Source organism: bacterium, from assembly GCA_022616075.1.
Classification (GTDB): Bacteria; Acidobacteriota; HRBIN11; order JAKEFK01; family JAKEFK01; genus JAKEFK01.
Genome location: JAKEFK010000185.1, coordinates 1 through 17424 on the forward strand (window position 1 = coordinate 1; position 17424 = coordinate 17424).

General features: G+C 47.7%; 15 protein-coding genes. 5 read left to right on the plus strand and 10 right to left on the minus strand.

Features of this window, described 5'->3' with window-relative positions; translation table 11 throughout:
- On the plus strand, nt 1-1632 hold a 1632-nt coding region (locus L0156_14685; protein MCI0604241.1), incomplete at its 5' end, for a hypothetical protein.
- Between the two features lie 3 nt (nt 1633-1635).
- Here the strand turns inward: L0156_14685 and L0156_14690 are convergent.
- Nucleotides 1636-1863, minus strand: coding sequence for a hypothetical protein (locus L0156_14690; protein ID MCI0604242.1), 228 nt, complete (start codon nt 1861-1863; stop codon nt 1636-1638).
- A gap of 54 nt (nt 1864-1917) precedes the next feature.
- Between L0156_14690 and L0156_14695 the strand changes: the two genes are divergently transcribed.
- The gene (locus L0156_14695) at nt 1918-3735 is read left to right on the plus strand and encodes a sulfatase-like hydrolase/transferase (GenBank protein MCI0604243.1); all 1818 of its coding nucleotides are present in this window, start codon (nt 1918-1920) and stop codon (nt 3733-3735) included.
- Between the two features lie 117 nt (nt 3736-3852).
- On the opposite strand, the gene L0156_14700 is transcribed toward L0156_14695, so the two are convergent.
- The 5 genes from L0156_14700 to L0156_14720 form a co-directional block, all read right to left on the minus strand.
- Complete coding sequence (locus L0156_14700; GenBank protein ID MCI0604244.1) at nt 3853-4620, minus strand: glycosyltransferase family 2 protein; 768 nt, start codon at nt 4618-4620, stop codon at nt 3853-3855.
- 67 nt (nt 4621-4687) lie between these two features.
- Complete coding sequence (locus L0156_14705) at nt 4688-6253, minus strand: GMC family oxidoreductase (GenBank protein MCI0604245.1); 1566 nt, start codon at nt 6251-6253, stop codon at nt 4688-4690.
- Nucleotides 6250-7554, minus strand: a complete 1305-nt coding sequence (locus L0156_14710; protein MCI0604246.1) for a glycosyltransferase family 39 protein — start codon at nt 7552-7554, stop codon at nt 6250-6252. The genes L0156_14705 and L0156_14710 overlap by 4 nt, the downstream gene beginning before the upstream one ends.
- Nucleotides 7555-7561: 7 nt before the next feature.
- Nucleotides 7562-9085 carry an alkaline phosphatase family protein gene (locus L0156_14715; GenBank protein MCI0604247.1) on the minus strand — a complete coding sequence of 508 codons (1524 nt, stop codon included), beginning with the start codon at nt 9083-9085 and terminating at the stop codon, nt 7562-7564.
- A 197-nt stretch (nt 9086-9282) separates the two neighbouring features.
- Nucleotides 9283-9885 (minus strand): transposase, encoded by a 603-nt coding sequence (locus tag L0156_14720; GenBank protein MCI0604248.1) that lies wholly within the window; start codon nt 9883-9885, stop codon nt 9283-9285.
- Between the two features lie 49 nt (nt 9886-9934).
- Here L0156_14720 and L0156_14725 point away from each other — a divergent pair, with 49 nt between their 5' ends.
- Nucleotides 9935-10075, plus strand: a complete 141-nt coding sequence (locus tag L0156_14725) for a hypothetical protein (protein MCI0604249.1) — start codon at nt 9935-9937, stop codon at nt 10073-10075.
- On the opposite strand, the gene L0156_14730 is transcribed toward L0156_14725, so the two are convergent.
- The 3 genes from L0156_14730 to L0156_14740 are packed head-to-tail and all read right to left on the minus strand — an operon-like array spanning nt 10072 to nt 13968.
- The gene (locus tag L0156_14730; GenBank protein ID MCI0604250.1) at nt 10072-11241 is read right to left on the minus strand and encodes a glycosyltransferase family 4 protein; all 1170 of its coding nucleotides are present in this window, start codon (nt 11239-11241) and stop codon (nt 10072-10074) included. The genes L0156_14725 and L0156_14730 overlap by 4 nt on opposite strands.
- The gene (locus tag L0156_14735) at nt 11238-12464 is read right to left on the minus strand and encodes a DUF2029 domain-containing protein (protein MCI0604251.1); all 1227 of its coding nucleotides are present in this window, start codon (nt 12462-12464) and stop codon (nt 11238-11240) included. The genes L0156_14730 and L0156_14735 overlap by 4 nt, the downstream gene beginning before the upstream one ends.
- Nucleotides 12457-13968: a GMC family oxidoreductase gene (locus L0156_14740; protein ID MCI0604252.1), complete on the minus strand. Its 1512-nt coding sequence runs from the start codon at nt 13966-13968 to the stop codon at nt 12457-12459. Before L0156_14740 ends, L0156_14735 begins: the two co-directional genes overlap by 8 nt.
- Nucleotides 13969-14067: 99 nt before the next feature.
- On the opposite strand from L0156_14740, the gene L0156_14745 reads away from it, so the two are divergent.
- Nucleotides 14068-15378 carry a hypothetical protein gene (locus L0156_14745; protein MCI0604253.1) on the plus strand — a complete coding sequence of 437 codons (1311 nt, stop codon included), beginning with the start codon at nt 14068-14070 and terminating at the stop codon, nt 15376-15378.
- Nucleotides 15375-16889, plus strand: coding sequence for a hypothetical protein (locus L0156_14750; GenBank protein MCI0604254.1), 1515 nt, complete (start codon nt 15375-15377; stop codon nt 16887-16889). The genes L0156_14745 and L0156_14750 overlap by 4 nt, the downstream gene beginning before the upstream one ends.
- 70 nt (nt 16890-16959) lie before the next feature.
- On the opposite strand, the gene L0156_14755 is transcribed toward L0156_14750, so the two are convergent.
- A complete protein-coding gene (locus L0156_14755; protein MCI0604255.1) occupies nt 16960-17385 on the minus strand; it encodes a hypothetical protein in 426 nt (141 codons plus the stop codon).
- Nucleotides 17386-17424 lie beyond the last annotated feature (39 nt).

The window sequence follows — 17424 nt, forward strand, 5'->3', positions numbered from 1 at the left end:
CTTTCCATACTACCTGAGAAAGGACTGATGGCAGTTAATCGCGAGCGACTGCTCTTTATTTTCTTGTTAGTCCTGCATGTGCTTCCCATCTGGAGCGTCCAATACTTTCCATCTCAAGATGGACCTTCTCATGTTGGAAATGCCGTTGTTCTGCGGGAGTACAACGAACCGCATATTTCTATTTTTCGGAAATACTACCGAATGAATGAGCGGCCTGTACCAAATTGGATCACTCACGGTCTTCTTGCCGGCCTCCTCTATGTCGCATCTCCCCTCACTGCAGAAAAAATCGTTCTATCAGTATATCTTCTACTGCTTCCTGTCTCCCTCCGGTTCGCTCTCAGCCAGATTCATCCGGAGTCGCGTACCATGTCGATTCTTGTTTTTCCTTTTCTTTACAACTATCTGCTGCATAAAGGCCTCTACAATTTCTGCTATTCGATTGTTTTGTATTTCTTTGTACTTGGTTACTGGATGAAGCACTTGAAAAACTTCGGAGCAAAACAGGCAATCGTGCTTGCTGCTCTGGCTGTCGCCCTCTACTTCTCGCATCTCTCATCTCTACTTCTGGCATGCCTGGCGATCTTCTTTCTCGCGATCTGGTTTACGTCGGTGGAATTGTTATCAAAGGAAAATCATGGCGCGGCGAATACGGTTGTGAATAGAAAAGCAATCATTTCGCGCCTCTTTCTTCCGCTACTGAGTTTATTACCTGCACTTTTGCTGGCAGTCGCGTTCCTCTTGCCTGAAGAGAAACGGGTATTGGGCAACCAATCAGTCGGCGTGCTCTTGAGCAATCTCTGGCATCTGCAACCACTCGTTTCTTTTACCGAACGAGAGATCTGGCTTGCCCTGTTTGTAGTTTTCCTCTTTGTCTTGATTTTGACCAAAAGCATTCTGTTCAAATTTTTTCACCGAAACTGGAATCGCTGGGATGGGTTTCTGGTTCTCTCGTTGTGCTATTTCATTCTTTACTTTTTTCTTCCGCGACGTACGACCGAAGGCGGAATGATCAACGACCGTATGGCGTTATTCTTTTTGCTGACTCTGATCCTGTGGTTCGGTGCCCAGACGTACAAAGCGTGGTTCATGCATGGAATGCGAACAATCGCAGTTGTGCTGAGTCTTCTCTTCCTTGTTTCTCACTTTGTTGTGTACCGGGCGCTCCAGGACCCCATGCAAGAGTTTCTTTCGGGAATCGATCTGATTGAACCGAATACAACTCTTCTGCCACTATGCTTTTCACCGGATGTGCCTGCCGGCTGGAAGATGTTCTCAAAAGTAAAGATGTTTCGGCATACGTCCGGTTACATCGCGGCTCACAGGCGAGTTGTCGTAATGGATAATTATGAAGGAAACCGTAATTCCTTTCCCATTCAGTTTCGCGAGGAGCTGAATCCCTACAGGTTCCTTGGCGGGATTGAAGACGTCCCGCCGCAAGTTCGCCTGGACTCGTACGAAAAGCGGACCGGTGAAAAGATCGATTACGTTCTGGTCTGGAAATTTTCCGAAACGTTTCGCGGCAATCCCAATGTGAAGTCAATATCCGAACAATTACGGGAGGAATACAAATTGATCCACCGCTCAGACAATGGACTGATGCAACTTTACCGGCTGTCTGCGAAGAAATGAGCGCTAATTCTGTTCAATGAAACTTTCTTTACTGGTACCATTTGAAGAATGAAAATGATCCACTTCGGAAATCATATGAAATATGCCGTCATGACTTGCACGGTTCTCGTACTTCTGCAAGCCGTGATGGAATGGATCTACGTTGCCGGCATATACAGGGATCATATCTTTCGTCCAGTAGACGTAATTTTTCGGTTTCGAGTCTCTTCCTTTTTTCAGTGGATCTTTCATATTGGGAAACCTACCTCCTTTGGGCCGGTACTTAACGAGTATTTAGCGCCCGGCTTGCTGAACAAACTTCCCTTGCTGATAAGACTTGCTGCTGTTTATTCTCTGATTGGTCTTTCCATCGGCGCTTTTCAGGGATGTATTCTCTGGCTCGTGTCCCGACTGCGAAAAAAAGACTCCGGAGGTCGGGCCTCCGTGCCCGCCGGCTATGAGGAAAGGAATCTTTCCCTGATGCACTTCAGTGTTGCTATGGGGATTGGGTGTTTCCTTAATTTGCTTCTTCCTATCTTTCCCAGATATTTGCAACGGAGTTCTCTTCTTTTTCAGATCTTTGGATGTGGCGTCATGATTCTGGGATCCGTACTGCTGGCCATTGCCTTATACACTGTGGGCAAGCGACTGCTTCAACATTTCCCGCCGAAACAGGATCAAAAAAGGTTTGTGTTTTCAAAAGGAGCAATATTGCTTGCTCTGGTGGCATGTCTGCAGGCCGTTTGGATTCCGAATTTCAAAAGCCGCCAGGAGAAACAAACGGAAGTTCTTGTTCAGAAAGATAATCTTGCGAACCATGCGAATGTCATCCTGATTTCCGTGGACAGTCTTAGGGCCGATCATCTCAGCTGCTATGGATACAGAAGAGAGACCAGCCCAAACGTGGATTCGCTCGCGCGCGAAGGTACTCTGTTCACTCGCGCCCTCAGCGTGACGTCCTGGACTCTTCCAGCTCACCTATCGATGTTGACATCATTAGCGCCCGAGGCACTTGGTGTCGTTGGCACGCATGATCAACTTGATCCTCAAAGGATCACTCTGGCCGAAATTTTGCGGAAAAATGGATATGCCACTGCTGGTTTTGTATCTGCCCCGTTTCTCTATTCGGACTTCGGATACAATCAGGGTTTTGATCATTACGATGACTTCACCGTCAAATTCGATGCCAAAAACATCCGGGAAGCCAATAAGATCGCACACAGAGGAATCACTTCTCCCGCGTTAACTGCCGCGATCCACAAATGGCTCAGCAACAATCACGAAAGAAAGTTCTTTCTCTTTCTGCATTATTGGGACGTTCATTACGATTACAGTCCTCCTCCTCCCTTCGATAAGATGTTCGATCCGAAATATAACGGCACCATCAACGGCCGGAATTTTCATCTGAATCCGAAAATCAAAACAGGCATGAAGCAGAGAGACCTGGCTCACATACTCGCCTTGTATGATGGGGAAATTGCTTACACTGATTTCCATATTGGTGAGCTGATCACGACCCTTAAGAGGCTGAACGTTTTTGATGACTCACTCATCATCTTTACGGCAGATCATGGAGATGAATTTCTGGAACATGGTGGAAAAGGGCATAGACGGACGCTTTATGATGAAGTTTTGCGCGTGCCGCTGATTATAAAATTTCCATCCGGCGCGGAATTCGCGAAAGGGAAGGTTGTAGATACACCGGCCAGTATCCTGGATATCATGCCTACAATCTTGAAGTACCTTGGCCTGAAGGTTCCGATTGAAAGCGATGGAGACGAATTGTTGTCCGCATTGAATGGTCACAGGACGAATTCGAACAGAAGTCTCTTTGCCAGCCTGCGATATGATCTTTATGCGGTACAGTCCGGAAATACGAAGTTCATCGCGAACCTGGAATCATTTCAAAAAGAGCTTTACGACCTCACCAACGATCCCCAGGAACAAAACAATCTGCTTCATGAAGGGAACCAAAATAAAATAGAAGAGCACCAAAGAATCTTGTTGAACTGGCTCAATAAGGAAAGACAAAAATATCGTTCCTTGCCTCGCAACCAAATGGACACATTCGAAATGAGTGAGGAGATGAAGGAGCAGCTTCGATCCCTTGGATACATTCAGTAAAATTCAACGCAAAGCCGCAAAGAATTGAGAATCCTTGCATTACTATGAGTCCGAATTGCGTTTTTCGGCAAACATTGCAACTAGCTTTGCCACCCTTTGCGACTTGGCGCCTTTGCGTTATCGTGCGAGTTTCTTGCCGTTTTGCAGATCAAAAATTTTGAACCGGCCCAGACCCCATTTCTGCAGGCGGTAGCACAATGAAACTCGAAGCACACCAAAACCATACTGGACACTTCGACGGAAATTGATTGTGCTGGCCTCTTCAAAATAGCGGGTCGGGCAGGTTACTTCTCCAATGCTTTGGCCCGCAAACAGAATCTGAGCGAGCATTTCATTGTCAAAAACAAAATCATCGGAATTTTCTTCCAGCGGTAATGTCTCCAGAATCTCGCGTGTGAAAGCACGGTAGCCTGTGTGATACTCCGCCAGCTTTTGATTCAAGAAAATGTTTTGTATCAATGTCAGCAAGCGATTGGAAATGTATTTATAGAGCGGCATTCCTCCGGCAAGCGCACCTCTTCCTAAAATGCGCGAACCGAGCATCGCTGAAAAAAGACCGCGAGCGATCGGGTAAACCATCGCTTCCAATAAGAGTGGCGTATACTGATAATCCGGATGCAGCATCACAACAATATCCGCCCCCGCCTTTAAAGCTTCCCGGTAACAGGTTTTCTGATTTCCTCCATATCCTCGGTTCTCTTCATGCCGGATCACTCGCTGAATGGAAAGTTGTTGAGCTTTTTTTACCGTATCGTCCCAGGAAAGGTCATCAACCAGAATCAATTCATCCACTACATCCATCGGGATTTCGCGATATGTTTGTTCCAGTGTTTTTACTGCGTTATAGGCAGGCATCACGATAACTATTCGTTTGCCTAATATCATTACTCGCTCATCCTTACAAAGTAGCGCGGGCCTCTGGCCGGCGCATTCCGCAGGCGGGACGCCTGCGCTACTTTGTTTTGAATTTCGAGCTTAAGATGTAATTGCATGCGCGCAATGCAAGTGCCATGGTGGTAAGAGTGGGGTGTTGGAAACTGATTGCCGGAAAACAAGAAGAATCCACGACAAAGAGATTAGGGATTTCCCACATTTGATTGTGCTTGTTGAGAATTGAGTCTTTGGGAGTTTGCCCCATTCGGACGCCGCCACTCTCATGAATAGCGGCTCCCGGAACTGGTCCGTCGTTGATCAACCCTGTAGCGTGCACGAAGGCCGAAAGCATACGAAGCGGCAGAGGAACGAAATCGCGGGAAGTGGAGAAGCCTGCTTCCTGTGCCATTTCTCTCATTGCTTGAACAGCATCTTCGCGCAAAGCAAATTCATTTTCGGAAAACTTGCATTGAATATGAGCAGCCGGAACTCCCCATTTGTCTTTTACGTTCGGATCCAGGGTCACACGGTTTTCCCTTCTGGGTAACATTTCACAGTTTGCCCCCATAGACCAGAATTTTCCAGCACGCCCCAGCGAACCTTGCACTCCGTATGTGCCGATGAAACCTCCATCGCTAAATTCCCGTCTACGGATTCGTGGCAGATAGATTCCCATGTCAGAGGACAGATTAAACCAATTCGGTTTGATGTGACTGCTTTCGGAAGTCGATCCTGAAAGCCAAACATTGATATGGTCCATCAGATAACAACCAAGAAGTCCTGATGAATTTCCAAGACCATTGGAATTTAAAAGGAGTCTGATTGTTTCAATCGTTGATGCGCAACAGACAACGATCTCACTATAGAAATGCATGCGTTTATCGGTTGAAATTTCTATACATGAGACGCCGGTGGCTCGCCCTGCCTTGGACTCTGTAAGGATACGATCCACAACCATGGATGGTCTCAATACTGCGCGTCCTGTATTCAACGCGCTCTGCAGCATTGGAGAGACCGGGCCATGCGGATAACCCAGCACGCGAACAGGAATCACCGGTCTATGGGGCCATTTCTTCTGAACTGCTTCCTTGAATCGTTGCTCCGTTGGCGTTAGCTCATGCTCTCTGACATATTTGCCGTCGGGTAAACTCTCAATAGAGTCTTTCCGCCCTTCCAGCAGCAGAAATTCCTCCACTTGACCGTAATACGGTTCGAGGTCTTCATAACAAATGGGCCACGTCGCCCCATCCTCTGCTGTGGTTCGAAAGTCTACGGGAGCGTACCGCAGTGCAAGGCGTCCCCATGTGTGTCCGCGCCCTCCTACCTGTCTCCCCCGGAACCATCGAAACGGCTTGTCACCCGGATGCGTATATGGATTCTGTCGTTCATCCACATAGAACCGGCTCGTTGCCGTATTCAACACCGCGGCGGCTGCGATGCGACGATGCTTGCCCAAAAAGAAACCCGCACGTTGCAGGATCCCATCCTTTGGAGTACGCGCAAAATCGCGTTCTTTCATCAATGGGCCAGCATCAAGAACCAGAACACGAAGCCCGCCTTCTGACAGACCTTTGGCCATCCATTCGCCGTTTGGCCCCGCGCCAATGATAATGGCATCATATGAATCTTGATTCAGCATCTTCATTTTACGTGCGCCCGGATCGAGTAAAAATGTTTTGCAAGCAAGAAACTAAAATACACGGAGGGCAACACAAAAAACGGCAGGAATGGAAGACTATACCTGACCTCACCAAAGAAAATCAGGGTGATCAGCAAAAGATTCAGAAAAAAAATAACAGGAAAGATGGGAACTCTTTCTCCATCACTCCTGAACAAACGAACAAGATAATATAAGAACATACCGACCATGATGAGGAAAAAAGGGATGCTCTTATGCACAGGAAAACCTTGTAACAGTTTGTACAAGAAAAATTTGGGAAGATCGTTTATGTTTTGAGAATAGAATATGAAAACCTTCTTGAGCGGGGAGTAACCGGTATTCTTTAACCGGTTGTACAAATAGGTATGATCCCCTGCTTTCGCCCTTCTCCATTCGGTATGCCTGCATCCGTCTTTTAGAGAATCTTCGTTATTTCCTTCAAAGAGAACCGGTCCTCCCTGAGTTGAAATCAGAACCAGACGTCCGTTTTTCGAGCTCGCATAGACGCTCCAAGGCAAAATGAGACAAGCCATTGCCAAAAAGAAAACCGAGACCGGCAGCAATCGTTGCCGTGGTTTTCGAATCCCGAGCTGCAGAATGAAGAAAAAGGGGATGAAAATATTTAACCCTTTGATGAGAAGCAGGACGCCCGACACCGTACCAAGAACAAAAATCCTGAGAAGCTTCGGCTGCTTTTCCCACAAAATAAAAGCCACCACCCACCCGGTCAATGCGAATGTACTGAGACTTTCCGCCTGGATATTCACCGGAGGTGGACAAAAATAGTGCAGAAAGGCAAAAGAAGAAGCAATACCGCTCGCAATTCCCCATTTTCCCCAATAATGTGCGGCAATCCATGGCATTACAGCGGCAACCATAGCGAGCAATATCACCTGGAAAATCTTTACCATTCGAGGATGTACATCAAAGATCCTGTAAACAAATGCTAAGAAAAGAGGATAGCCCGGGGGTTTATCAATCGTATAAGGATTGCGATTGATGAAGGATTCATAGTAAGTGACACGACTTCCATCCGGCTTATAACGGTCGATATCGGAACGTTTCTTTGCTCTCTCATTAAACCGATAGGTCTCAAATGGCTCGACTCCGCGGTCCTGATAACCACGACCGTAACGAATATTGACGGCAAGAACCTGGTACGCCCAGCCATCGCCTACGCCGAAAAATACCGTATCGTCGCTTAAAGCGGCTTTGTTTCTAACATACAAGTAAACAAACGCGGCACAAAACACGTGGAAATAGATTAAGACCGCCCGAGATTTCATGGTTGCATCATAGGCCAGCGAGGAGCTGTTCCGCTGGGCGGCCTTTCATTTCGGGCGGAATCGGCTCCTTCATGAGTGTAAGAAAGGTAGGAGCTAGATCCAATATCTGAACTTCGCCAATATTTCCCGCGCTGCGGATGTTCGGTCCCATCGCGGCAATGAAACCAAAATCAGAATGCCCGCTGTCACGGATCGGCTCGGGATTTTGATTCAATTCTCCTTTAGGGTGCCGGACCGTTTTCAACAGATCTGCGTGCGGCTTCCACTTCACAAAAAGATCTGGAAGAATCTCAGGCGTACTTACGCCGAATAACTGAAGAGAGGAAGGAACAGTATCAATGGGACTCAGGCCGGTCTTTGGATCAATCAATTTGGATAACTCCCTTTGCAATTCCTCCATCAGATCGTCATATTTCTCACGTGTAACGACTCCCATCGGTTCGCGTCCCTTTAAATTGACTCTTAGCCAGCCTGAGTAAAAAGAAGGTGGCGCAAAAGCGGTCGTCCTGGCCCAATCGGTACCGGTTGTAAATTGTTGTCCGACCAGTTGCTCTCTCGTTTCACGCGGTAAATGACGGCTGATCGCAATACGCAAGGATTCGGGTAATATTCGGCGCAGTATCGACATTGGATGTAAAGAAGGGGAGGTCGGAACCGGATAAGGCTGGTAGGCAAGCACCCTGCAAAAAGATTCAACGAGTCCCGAGGTCGGATAATAATTTTCCATGCCTGCGGATGTAATGAGAAACACAGTAGTGTCTGAAGGAAATTGCGCGAGTAATTCTTCGATCTCCTGATCGATTGACTGGTAGATAGCCCGTAACGAATTCATCATTTCTGCATCAGGAACACTGGATGCCTTTCCGGATTCGGGAACGTATTTCCAAAATTGATGACCGCCTGTGTGCGATTCCCCAAAAGATGCAACAACGAGATCAAAACTGTCCTGTTTCAGCAAATGTCGGAGCAGAACTCCCTTTCTTTTCACACGCTCTATCAGTTTGCGATACATCACTACGTCTTGATCCAACGTAGAGTACCAATTGATTTCTGTCTTTATTTGAGGCCCGAAAATCTTGCGAACTTCCGACAGGATCCCTTGCGGCTCAGCAGCCGGACCAAATGCCGGCTCATGAGTTGACCAGTTGGAAATTTGTATGCCATTCAATCCCAGAATCGGATACATTTCCTGCGCATCAATGATTGCTACTTTCTTATCGCGGCCGCGAAGATGAAACCAGAACGGATTTGCTTTTGCATCTTTCGATGTTTTCAGTTCCAACTGGTATGTTCCCGGCTTCAATTGGCGGAAATCATAGTAGCCGGTTTGATCGCGGGAAAGGCCACTAAGTATCGATACCCAGATGCCATGCTCGATCATCAAGTCCGATCCGACTGTCGTTCCCCACGATCCCTTTTGCATGAAACGGGAAAAAGTCGGCAAATGGCCTTCTCTAACCCAATGTTGAATCAACCGAACATCCCCTGCATCAATCGCCAGGATGACTAACGGCACATTTTTTCCGCTCATGGACTCTGAAATGTTAGCACGAGATGAGCGCCGGCTTTTAGCCGGCATTAATGACCGCCGGCATTTTGCCGGCAAGACGCCTGCTGAAAGCCGGCGGACATCAATCCCGCCAGAATGGCGGCGGACATTAATGCCGTCAGAATGGCGGCGCTCATCAATGCCGTCAGAATGGCGGCGCTCATATTTGCCGGCAGATATTACAAAAAGAACCTTCGCGCAATCGCTTGCATTTCCTCAGAGCAACCAGTCCATGGCCATTGAAAAATCTCGCGACATAGACCTGCCTTGACCGGATTATTTAGAACATACCGCAAAAAAAATTCCAACTGCCGTTCGCTTGCAACCAGTATGTCAAAATACTCACGCTGCCAGAATTCGCCGCTTCTAGCTAGCAAACGATTTCCTTTTCTTGCACTGAAACTCTTCCAGCTGTGAAGAATGGAACTTACCGAAAACTCTCCCATCAATCTGAAAATGACGTGAACATGATTGGGCATGATGGTCCACGCAAGTAGTTCATAACGTTGATGGTTGAAATATCTGATTGCGTTGCTAACGATCGATGCAATTTGGGTATCTTTCAACCAACATTGACCGTAGGAGGCGTCCAGGTATTTTTGAACGGCTTCCTGGTAACGATAACTAGCTTTCTTGGGAAAAGTTGGGAATTCACGAGCCGCTTCTTCTTTGTATTGAAAGAGTATCGATGCAGGAAGACTATCCGCAAGTCGAAAGGTTACGAAGTAAATCGACCGTTGCTGAATAATGTGAGGTAAATAACCGCGGGCGCGGGAGTACATTTGTCATCGCTCCTTCCCGCCTGAGGTTTATCAGTATCAGATTATTGCGGTGAAAGCAATGCATGAGATGCCGGCTGAAAGCCGACGAAATGCCGGCAGAATGCCGGCGGTCATTTATGCCAGCCTGGAGGCTGGCGCTCATCTGAAGAGCGCCGCCATTCTGGCGGCATTGATGACCGCCGGCTTTTAGCCGGCTGGTTTCTGCAGAACGTGTTCATAAAGAGATATGAATCTGTTTACGGACTTTTCCTCAGTGAGGTGACTCAGGGCAAATTCGTGTGCTGCCTGGCCGATTTCTAGATTGTCGAATGCTCTTTGTATTGCCGCGGCAAGATCCTGAGGATTGCCTGGTTCAACCAAAAAACCTGTTTCGCCATCCTGAATAATTTCCGGGAGGCCTCCGATCCTTGAAGCGACAACAACGCTTCCATTCATCATCCCTTCCATCGCCGCGATTGGTAGAGGTTCCGGCCACACTGATGGTATCACTTGCACCCGGGCCGATGCGAAACGCTGCTGCACTTCTTCAGAAGAGATGTGGCCCGTAAATGTAACGCAAGAATCCAGATGAAGTTCCTGCTTCATGCGTTCCAGTCTCGTACGTTCCGGACCATCCCCTGCAATTACAAGCTGAGCATGCATACACTTATGTCTCACGATTCCAAAAGCCCTCAGCAGAATGTCGCAGCCTTTCTCCTTGACCAGGCGTCCGGCAAAAACAACCTGCGGAGTTGGGGACTTCTCCGGAATCTTCTCTTGAATCGCGACTCCAGGCCAGTTCACATGCGTGGCCGGCACACCTTCAGCCACAAGCCGAACACGAACAGCCTCGCTCACCGCCACAACCAGTTCGAAAACTCCTTGCCAGCGGCGTTGCATTTTCATTTGATACATCAGCGGAATCCAGTCACGCAGCGGTAGACAGCCAGTCCTAAGGCAGATTCGGCCAGCTGGATAAAAACACGTACGGTTGTCGGGTAGCATCTTTGTTCCAATTGGGCAAATCGAACGATACCAGACAGCGTAGTAAATCGAAGGAATATTTTGCAGCAGTGGAAGAATCGATGGAGAAAGCTGAGTCAGATAAATATTCGCCTGAACGACATCCGGACGAAAATCCTCCAAGACCTTCTTTAAGGATTGATAGGCCCATCGATTGTATGTTTGAAGGAGCGTGCGGAAGCTTGAAATCGTCCCAAAGCATTCGTAATCCGAAACAGACTGCTTCTTGCTCGCAGTGCTTGTAAACAGACGCGCGTCATGCCCCCTTTTCCGAAGTTCATTTCTTAATCCCAGAAATTGCTTTTCAGCTCCTCCACCGGGCGGAGGATTGTCGTGCAGTAAAAGGATTTTCAAGATGAAACCAATTTGGCTTCTACTTTTTGCCGTTGGGCAAGATATAGAAGAAAAGCAGTCGTCAGCATCCACAAAATTACGTTTGTTGAGGTAATCAGCTCAAATCGTAGTTTTGAGATGTTGTGCAGCCGGGCTAAGTTGAAAAAGGCAATCATGGAAAGCAGAAATCCGGCAACAAATGTAGCGCGGGCGTCTCGCCTGCGATTTCCCAGTCCGGAAGACTTTGCGATCCTGAATAAAGAAATCATCGGTAAGATGATCAACACATCGTCATAGTATCGATGATACGACCAGAACCTTGCAACGAGAGCTGTGATTCCTATGACCAACCATATTTCCACCTTGCGGTGGAAATAAACCCAGAGCCCGAACAACCCGAAAACAAACAGGGAAGCCGGAGCCATCCAGGAATCCAGGTTGATGGAGCTAAGAAAAGCGTGAAGGTTACCGTATCCTCTTTCGAGAGCCACAATTGAAGCCCGATGAAACCAGCTTTCGAAAACAGCAATCGCCGGCTGAGGTTGAAACGAGAGTGCCAGCCAGGTGATCGCAAGATAAGCGATGGAGGTCAGAAAAAGAATTCGCTTCCCATGCGGTGCAAAAAGCAGGATCCACAGGAATGGAACAGAAATCGTTGGCTTAGCCAGAGCAAACAGTACAAGTAAAGACGCGAAGAATTGATTTTGGATTGATAAGTCTTTGTGTTGAATCAGGAGAAGGGCAGTGACCAGTGCTGGCAAGATGTGAAGTCCGAGTTGCCCGTTTCCGATCGTAACTCCCGTACCGTTCATTGATAACAGAAACAGAGCCGCCAGGATCCGTTCCGTGTGACTAGTTGCCTTGCTTTCGCGTATGATCAGAACGATCAACCAGGCTAGAACGGCTACAAGGGTGATTGCCCAAAGCAATCGTGCTTTTGATAAGTCCAGCCAGCCCAAGAAAGGCCAGAAGATCGCATAACTTGCCGGCGGATAGGGAGACGTGCCGAGTTCTTTGTAGATGGGTTGTCCGGCAAATAGGCCTTTCATGGCGTTTTGGAAATTTCGTAAATCGTTGGGACCACCCAGTGTAGACAAATCCCAAATCACCAGCCGAAGAGACTCGTGCAACAACCGGAATGTGGCGGCAATCGCAAGCAACACAACAGCCATTCGAAGGATCCTGTTCCCGTACTTCTCCCAGAAAATTTGCATCTTCTTTAAAAGATGGGACTGACTAACCATTGCTAAGATACGATCCGAGCCGAATGGCAAGTGCAGCAATGGTCAGAGTCGGATTCGCCGCAGAGTAGGTAGGAAATGCGGAGCCACCAAGAATGAAAACGTTGTCGTAAGGATGATATCGTAAATTGGGATCCACAACTCCATTCTCCGGCTTTCCGATTTTACAAGTCCCAAGAAGATGGCCGGCAAAATACGGATCGTGTCTTACAATTCCTTTGGGCCCCAACGGTGCAAAGAATTGTTCCACTCCCGCAGCAATGTCTCTGTGAGCCCGGTCCACATAGGAGGAATACTTGTTGTAATAGATCTCCGTTTGCGGAAGCCCCAGAGAACTACGGTTTCTACCAATTCGAACAAAGCTATCGGGATTGGGAACATCTTCGAACATGAAGGTGAGGCTGATCTGATTTCGAAATTCGCGAAGAACTTTGTTGTGCAGATCTCTTCCACTCAGGCCATGATTCATTGCGACATCCCTTACAAAATCGCTCACGGGATAGCTGTTCCGAATCAGTGCCAGTGACGAGGCTCGACCAGACCGGAACGGACCATCAGCGAAAGAGTAACAGAACGCAGTAGAAATGCTGTAACCATAGTTTGGGAATCCGTCTTCCTTAATTTGGGCGGTAAGCGATAAGACCGGATGGTCGAAAAGGTACTTGCCGACGTACGGGTTTTGTTTAATCGTTGGGCTGCGTAAAAGAATGGCTGCATTCTCAACCGCATTTGCCGCCAGAACAAAAGTTTGAGCCTCAATCATTATTTCCGAGCCATCTTTCGCTTTCGCCGTTGCCCGGTTTACATGACGATTCCCATTCGACACCAGAGAAAGGACTACAGTTTCAGATAGAAAACGGATTGCCGGGTTTTTTTCCAACTCAGGAATGTGTGCATTCATGGGAGTGTACTTTGAATCGACCGGACAAATATCACAAACTGCAGAACCGCAGCAAGCAGGGCGGTTTCCGATCGCAGATGAAGGACGAGCCTGAGGAAGTGAAACAACATCTCCTTCAGGAAAACATCTCTTTACAAGGAGATCGGCCGGACTAAATGGATGGGGCAATTGAGGGTAGGATTTGGAACGGGGGATTCTCTTGTTATCATCTGCGCCGGCGATCGCCATCTCCTCCTCAGCCAAACAGTAGTAATGTTCCAGTTCCTCGTAGCTGATCAGCCAATCTTCCGTAATGCCATACAAAGTTCTCACGCGAAAATCGCCGGGTAGAAAACGGGGCGAATGTCCCATCCAGAGATTGGTGGTGCCTCCCATGGCGTAAACATATTGAATGTTTTTCTTGAACTTTCCTTTTACGATGTGGTTATGCTCGGCAGTTGGAATCGGTTGTTCGTGCCGGCGCGTCTTCACGCGCCAATCATGAGTTACGCGGGCTCCACGCTCTACAATCAGTATGTCGTCAATTCCTCGTGCAAGAAACTTCGCACAAAGGCAACCTGCAATTCCCGAACCAATGATGCAAACTTTTGTCTTAATGACATTCATTCTTTTATCAATATTTGAAGATGAGCGCCGGCATTTTGCCGGCATAGATGTCTGCCGGCCTGTGGCCGGCAGATGCCGGCTGAAAGCCGGCGGTCATTTATGCCAGCCTGGAAGCTGGCGCTCATTTGTAGTCTGATAGATGGTACCATTCGAACGAGAGGATATATAGATCTGGCTTTCATCGAACGCTTCTGGTTGCGATACAGGGCTGCTCTACTGTGGGTTGGCATCGTTCTTATGATTCTGGCCTCCGCGCACAGACTAACAAACGAGTTTCATCGACTTTTATTTGACCAGGGGCCAGATGGCGCGATTGACCTGAGGTATCGTCACAATGACGTTCAGCGCTGGTTCAGCGGTCTTCCTTTGGACGAACACGCCATTTATCCGCCTGCAACTTATCTGATGTTATGGCCGTTACTGAGTTGGGTAACGCAGGATCAGGCGAGATGGCTCTGGGCAGTCACAAGCGCTGCAGCCATGGTCTGGTTGATGGTTCTATTGGTGAGACAGAGCCAGGCGAAGGATTTGCAGCAGCGGCTATTTGTAGCGCTGCTTGTACCATCGATATACGCGACAGGAGCTACGATCGGCAACGGACAGTTCATCCTTCATCTCCTTCCTTTTCTAATCACTGCCTTGCTTCGTTGTAGCGCGGACGTCTCGTCTGCGCAATGTTCGCAGGCGGGACGCCCGCGCTACTTTTCTAATGATTTGTTGATTGCAATTTGCTTTCTTGTTGCACTCATCAAACCTGCGCTAACTGCTCCTTTCTTCTGGATACTTATGTTTTGTCCACCCAGAATGCGCCCCGCATTGTTTGTATGCGCAGGTTATACCGTTTTGACTATGCTCGCGATACTTCCGCAACAATCTGAGTTCGGCGTGCTGATTTCTGATTGGCTGGCACGAGGTTCTGCAGCTGCTCTAAGAGGCGGATACGCGAATCTCCACAGCTGGCTGAATCTATTAAATCTACAACACTGGATCCTACCTGCCTCGCTGCTATTGCTGGCAGCACTGGGGTTTTGGATTTTTTATTTCCGGAACAGCGAATACTGGATCTTAATGGGAGTGACCGCGTATTTCTCACGTTTCTGGATTTATCATCGCCTTTATGATGATTTTTTGGTGCTGATTCCCATGATTTCTCTGTTTCGAATTGCGGTCACAAATTCGACAGTATCGCTCAAATTCTGCGCGGGCGTTATTCTGACAATTACATGGGCAGCTGCTCTGGCGCCCGCGCGACTGTTGTCCTTTCCTCTTCCGTATAACATTCTCTTTGAGGCCGGCCAGACTTCTATTTGGATGGTTGGACTGGTATTCCTGATGTACATGGCAAAGCAACGAGAGTATCGGAAATTCGCAGGCGGGACGCCCGCGCCACTTTTCGAGCAGAACTCGTGATTCTGAAGAGAATAGCTTTTCAAAGTATTCTTTCGCTGCTCATTGTCGTCCTGTATTGGGGAACTTTCTCGTACCCATACATCATGGATGATTGGCGCTTTTTGTACTATTTCGATTCCACGCCGGACTGGATGAGGTTTCTTGATTATTATGATCCGAATGAGTTTTACCGGCCGTTCGGATGGTTGTATTTCTACTTTATCGTCAATACGTTCGGAAATCTTTCTATCGGTTTCCGGATATTGAATCTCCTGGTACTTTTCGCCAGTTCTCTCGTTTTCAAAGCAATTGCGTTTCGTTTGCTACGAAATGAGGTTCTTGCATGGGCTTCTGCCGCATGGTTTGTTTTTTCGGGCACTCTCCTGATGGATCCGTTGATGTGGATGGTTGGAATGTACGATCTGGGTGCACTGTTGTTCTTCCTTTTGTCGATTCTGTTCTTTTTGGAAAAGAAACCCTGGTTCTCCGCAGGCTGTTATCTTGCCGCGCTTCTGTTTAAAGAAGGTCCTTTTTTTTTGCCGGTCATACTTTTTGCGTATTCCATATGTAGCGCGGACGTCTCGTCTGCGCAGTTCCGCAGGCGGGATGCCCGCGCTACTTTTTCCAACATTCTGCCTCACGGAGTAGTGATGTTCCTTTACGTCTTACTGTGGTTCACCAGAGCTGGCGCAACGGAAAAACATGCGTATCAAGTTGACTTTTGGGGGATGCATTTCATTACAAACTTCATCAAGTATCTCATTTGGATAGTAGAAGGATTGACCGGCCGGGCGAATTTGCATGACAACTGGAACTGGGGCATCCCGATTTTTGCCGTGGTTCTGGCGCTCCTACTCGCGCTCTTTAAGAATTTGGAATCTCTACACTCCAGAATTCGGGAGAATCTTCGTTTGATTTATTTGCTTCTTTTATGGGGAGCCGTCTGCTTGTTGCCGGTTCTTTTTCTGCCCAATCATTCCTACCGTTACTACCTGATTTATTCTTATCCCGCCATCATTCTTCTATTAGTCTTACTTTTCGATCTCGCATTCCCTCCTTCGCAGAAACGGAATCGGATTGCTGTTGTGTTCCTGATTCTCCTGTATTTTTCAAACCTGGCAACGCTCAACTTATTCTTTGGAAGAGAACTGAAAGCGCCTGTGCTTTCCGGCTCCAATGCTCTAGTGCAAAGAGGAGCGACAGTTCAACTGATGCTTTCGTATGTTCATCAGGAATTGAAAAAAGTTCCGGAAAACTCTGTCTTTATTTTCGATGGAGTAAACGAGCGAGCAAAATCATTTCGGGGGATTGATCCGGTTTCTTTTCGCGGAAGAAACTTCCTTCGATACATCTATCATGACAACTCCATTGATTACATCAATCTTCGAGAAAATGACTACGCAGCTTCCAAAAAAAAGTTAACACTGGAACGTGAAACAACAGTGGTACTTGGCCTGAAGGAAGGGAAGATCAAGCGTTACACTTTGGAAGATCTCTACAACCCACAATCCGCGTTCTACACGGATAATTAACCGCCAAGACGCCAGCCGCCAAGAATTGAAAACTTGCTCCTAACTTGGCGATCTTGGCGTCTTGGCGGTTCTACTCAGGGCGGATCAATCCATCGCAAATTGGATCGTCGCTTACAGAAGGGTAGTTGACATACTTCCATCCGATGCTGCGTCGAGAAAGTAATCTCCAACTCCAGTAGTTGACGATTCGATACCGTATGCGGCGAGGGACAATAGCCTGGAAACCCCAATCTGCCAGAGTAAAAAAGAACACAGAGGCGGCCCACCAGGAAAAGTGTTCCTTTTTCAATGATTCTATTTCACTCTTGATCACTACCTGTACCGAATGATCCAGACCGAAAAAATTCTGAATCGACAGAACGGCTGGAGTCCGGCGATACATCCAGGCGACGAAACCGAATAGTCCTCCCAGAAGAACTATGAAAAAGAACCTGCGAGAGAATCTGACCCCTTTCAAACCATCAGGTGGTAATTGGCTGCTCGTTTCGTCGCTCATGGTAAATACAGATTCTATCAAAAACTCCAAAGTTTTAGG

What these genes read in the sequence shown, in the direction of transcription:
- L0156_14690 (MCI0604242.1), bottom strand. Translation starts at nt 1,863, where the DNA reads ATGAAAGATCCACTGAAAAAAGGAAGAGACTCGAAACCGAAAAATTAC.
- L0156_14700 (MCI0604244.1), bottom strand. Translation starts at nt 4,620, where the DNA reads ATGATATTAGGCAAACGAATAGTTATCGTGATGCCTGCCTATAACGCA.
- L0156_14740 (MCI0604252.1), bottom strand. Translation starts at nt 13,968, where the DNA reads ATGAATGTCATTAAGACAAAAGTTTGCATCATTGGTTCGGGAATTGCA.
- L0156_14720 (MCI0604248.1), bottom strand. Translation starts at nt 9,885, where the DNA reads ATGTACTCCCGCGCCCGCGGTTATTTACCTCACATTATTCAGCAACGG.
- L0156_14745 (MCI0604253.1), top strand. Translation starts at nt 14,068, where the DNA reads ATGCCAGCCTGGAAGCTGGCGCTCATTTGTAGTCTGATAGATGGTACC.
- L0156_14755 (MCI0604255.1), bottom strand. Translation starts at nt 17,385, where the DNA reads ATGAGCGACGAAACGAGCAGCCAATTACCACCTGATGGTTTGAAAGGG.
- L0156_14710 (MCI0604246.1), bottom strand. Translation starts at nt 7,554, where the DNA reads ATGAAATCTCGGGCGGTCTTAATCTATTTCCACGTGTTTTGTGCCGCG.
- L0156_14715 (MCI0604247.1), bottom strand. Translation starts at nt 9,085, where the DNA reads ATGAGCGGAAAAAATGTGCCGTTAGTCATCCTGGCGATTGATGCAGGG.
- L0156_14735 (MCI0604251.1), bottom strand. Translation starts at nt 12,464, where the DNA reads ATGGTTAGTCAGTCCCATCTTTTAAAGAAGATGCAAATTTTCTGGGAG.
- L0156_14705 (MCI0604245.1), bottom strand. Translation starts at nt 6,253, where the DNA reads ATGAAGATGCTGAATCAAGATTCATATGATGCCATTATCATTGGCGCG.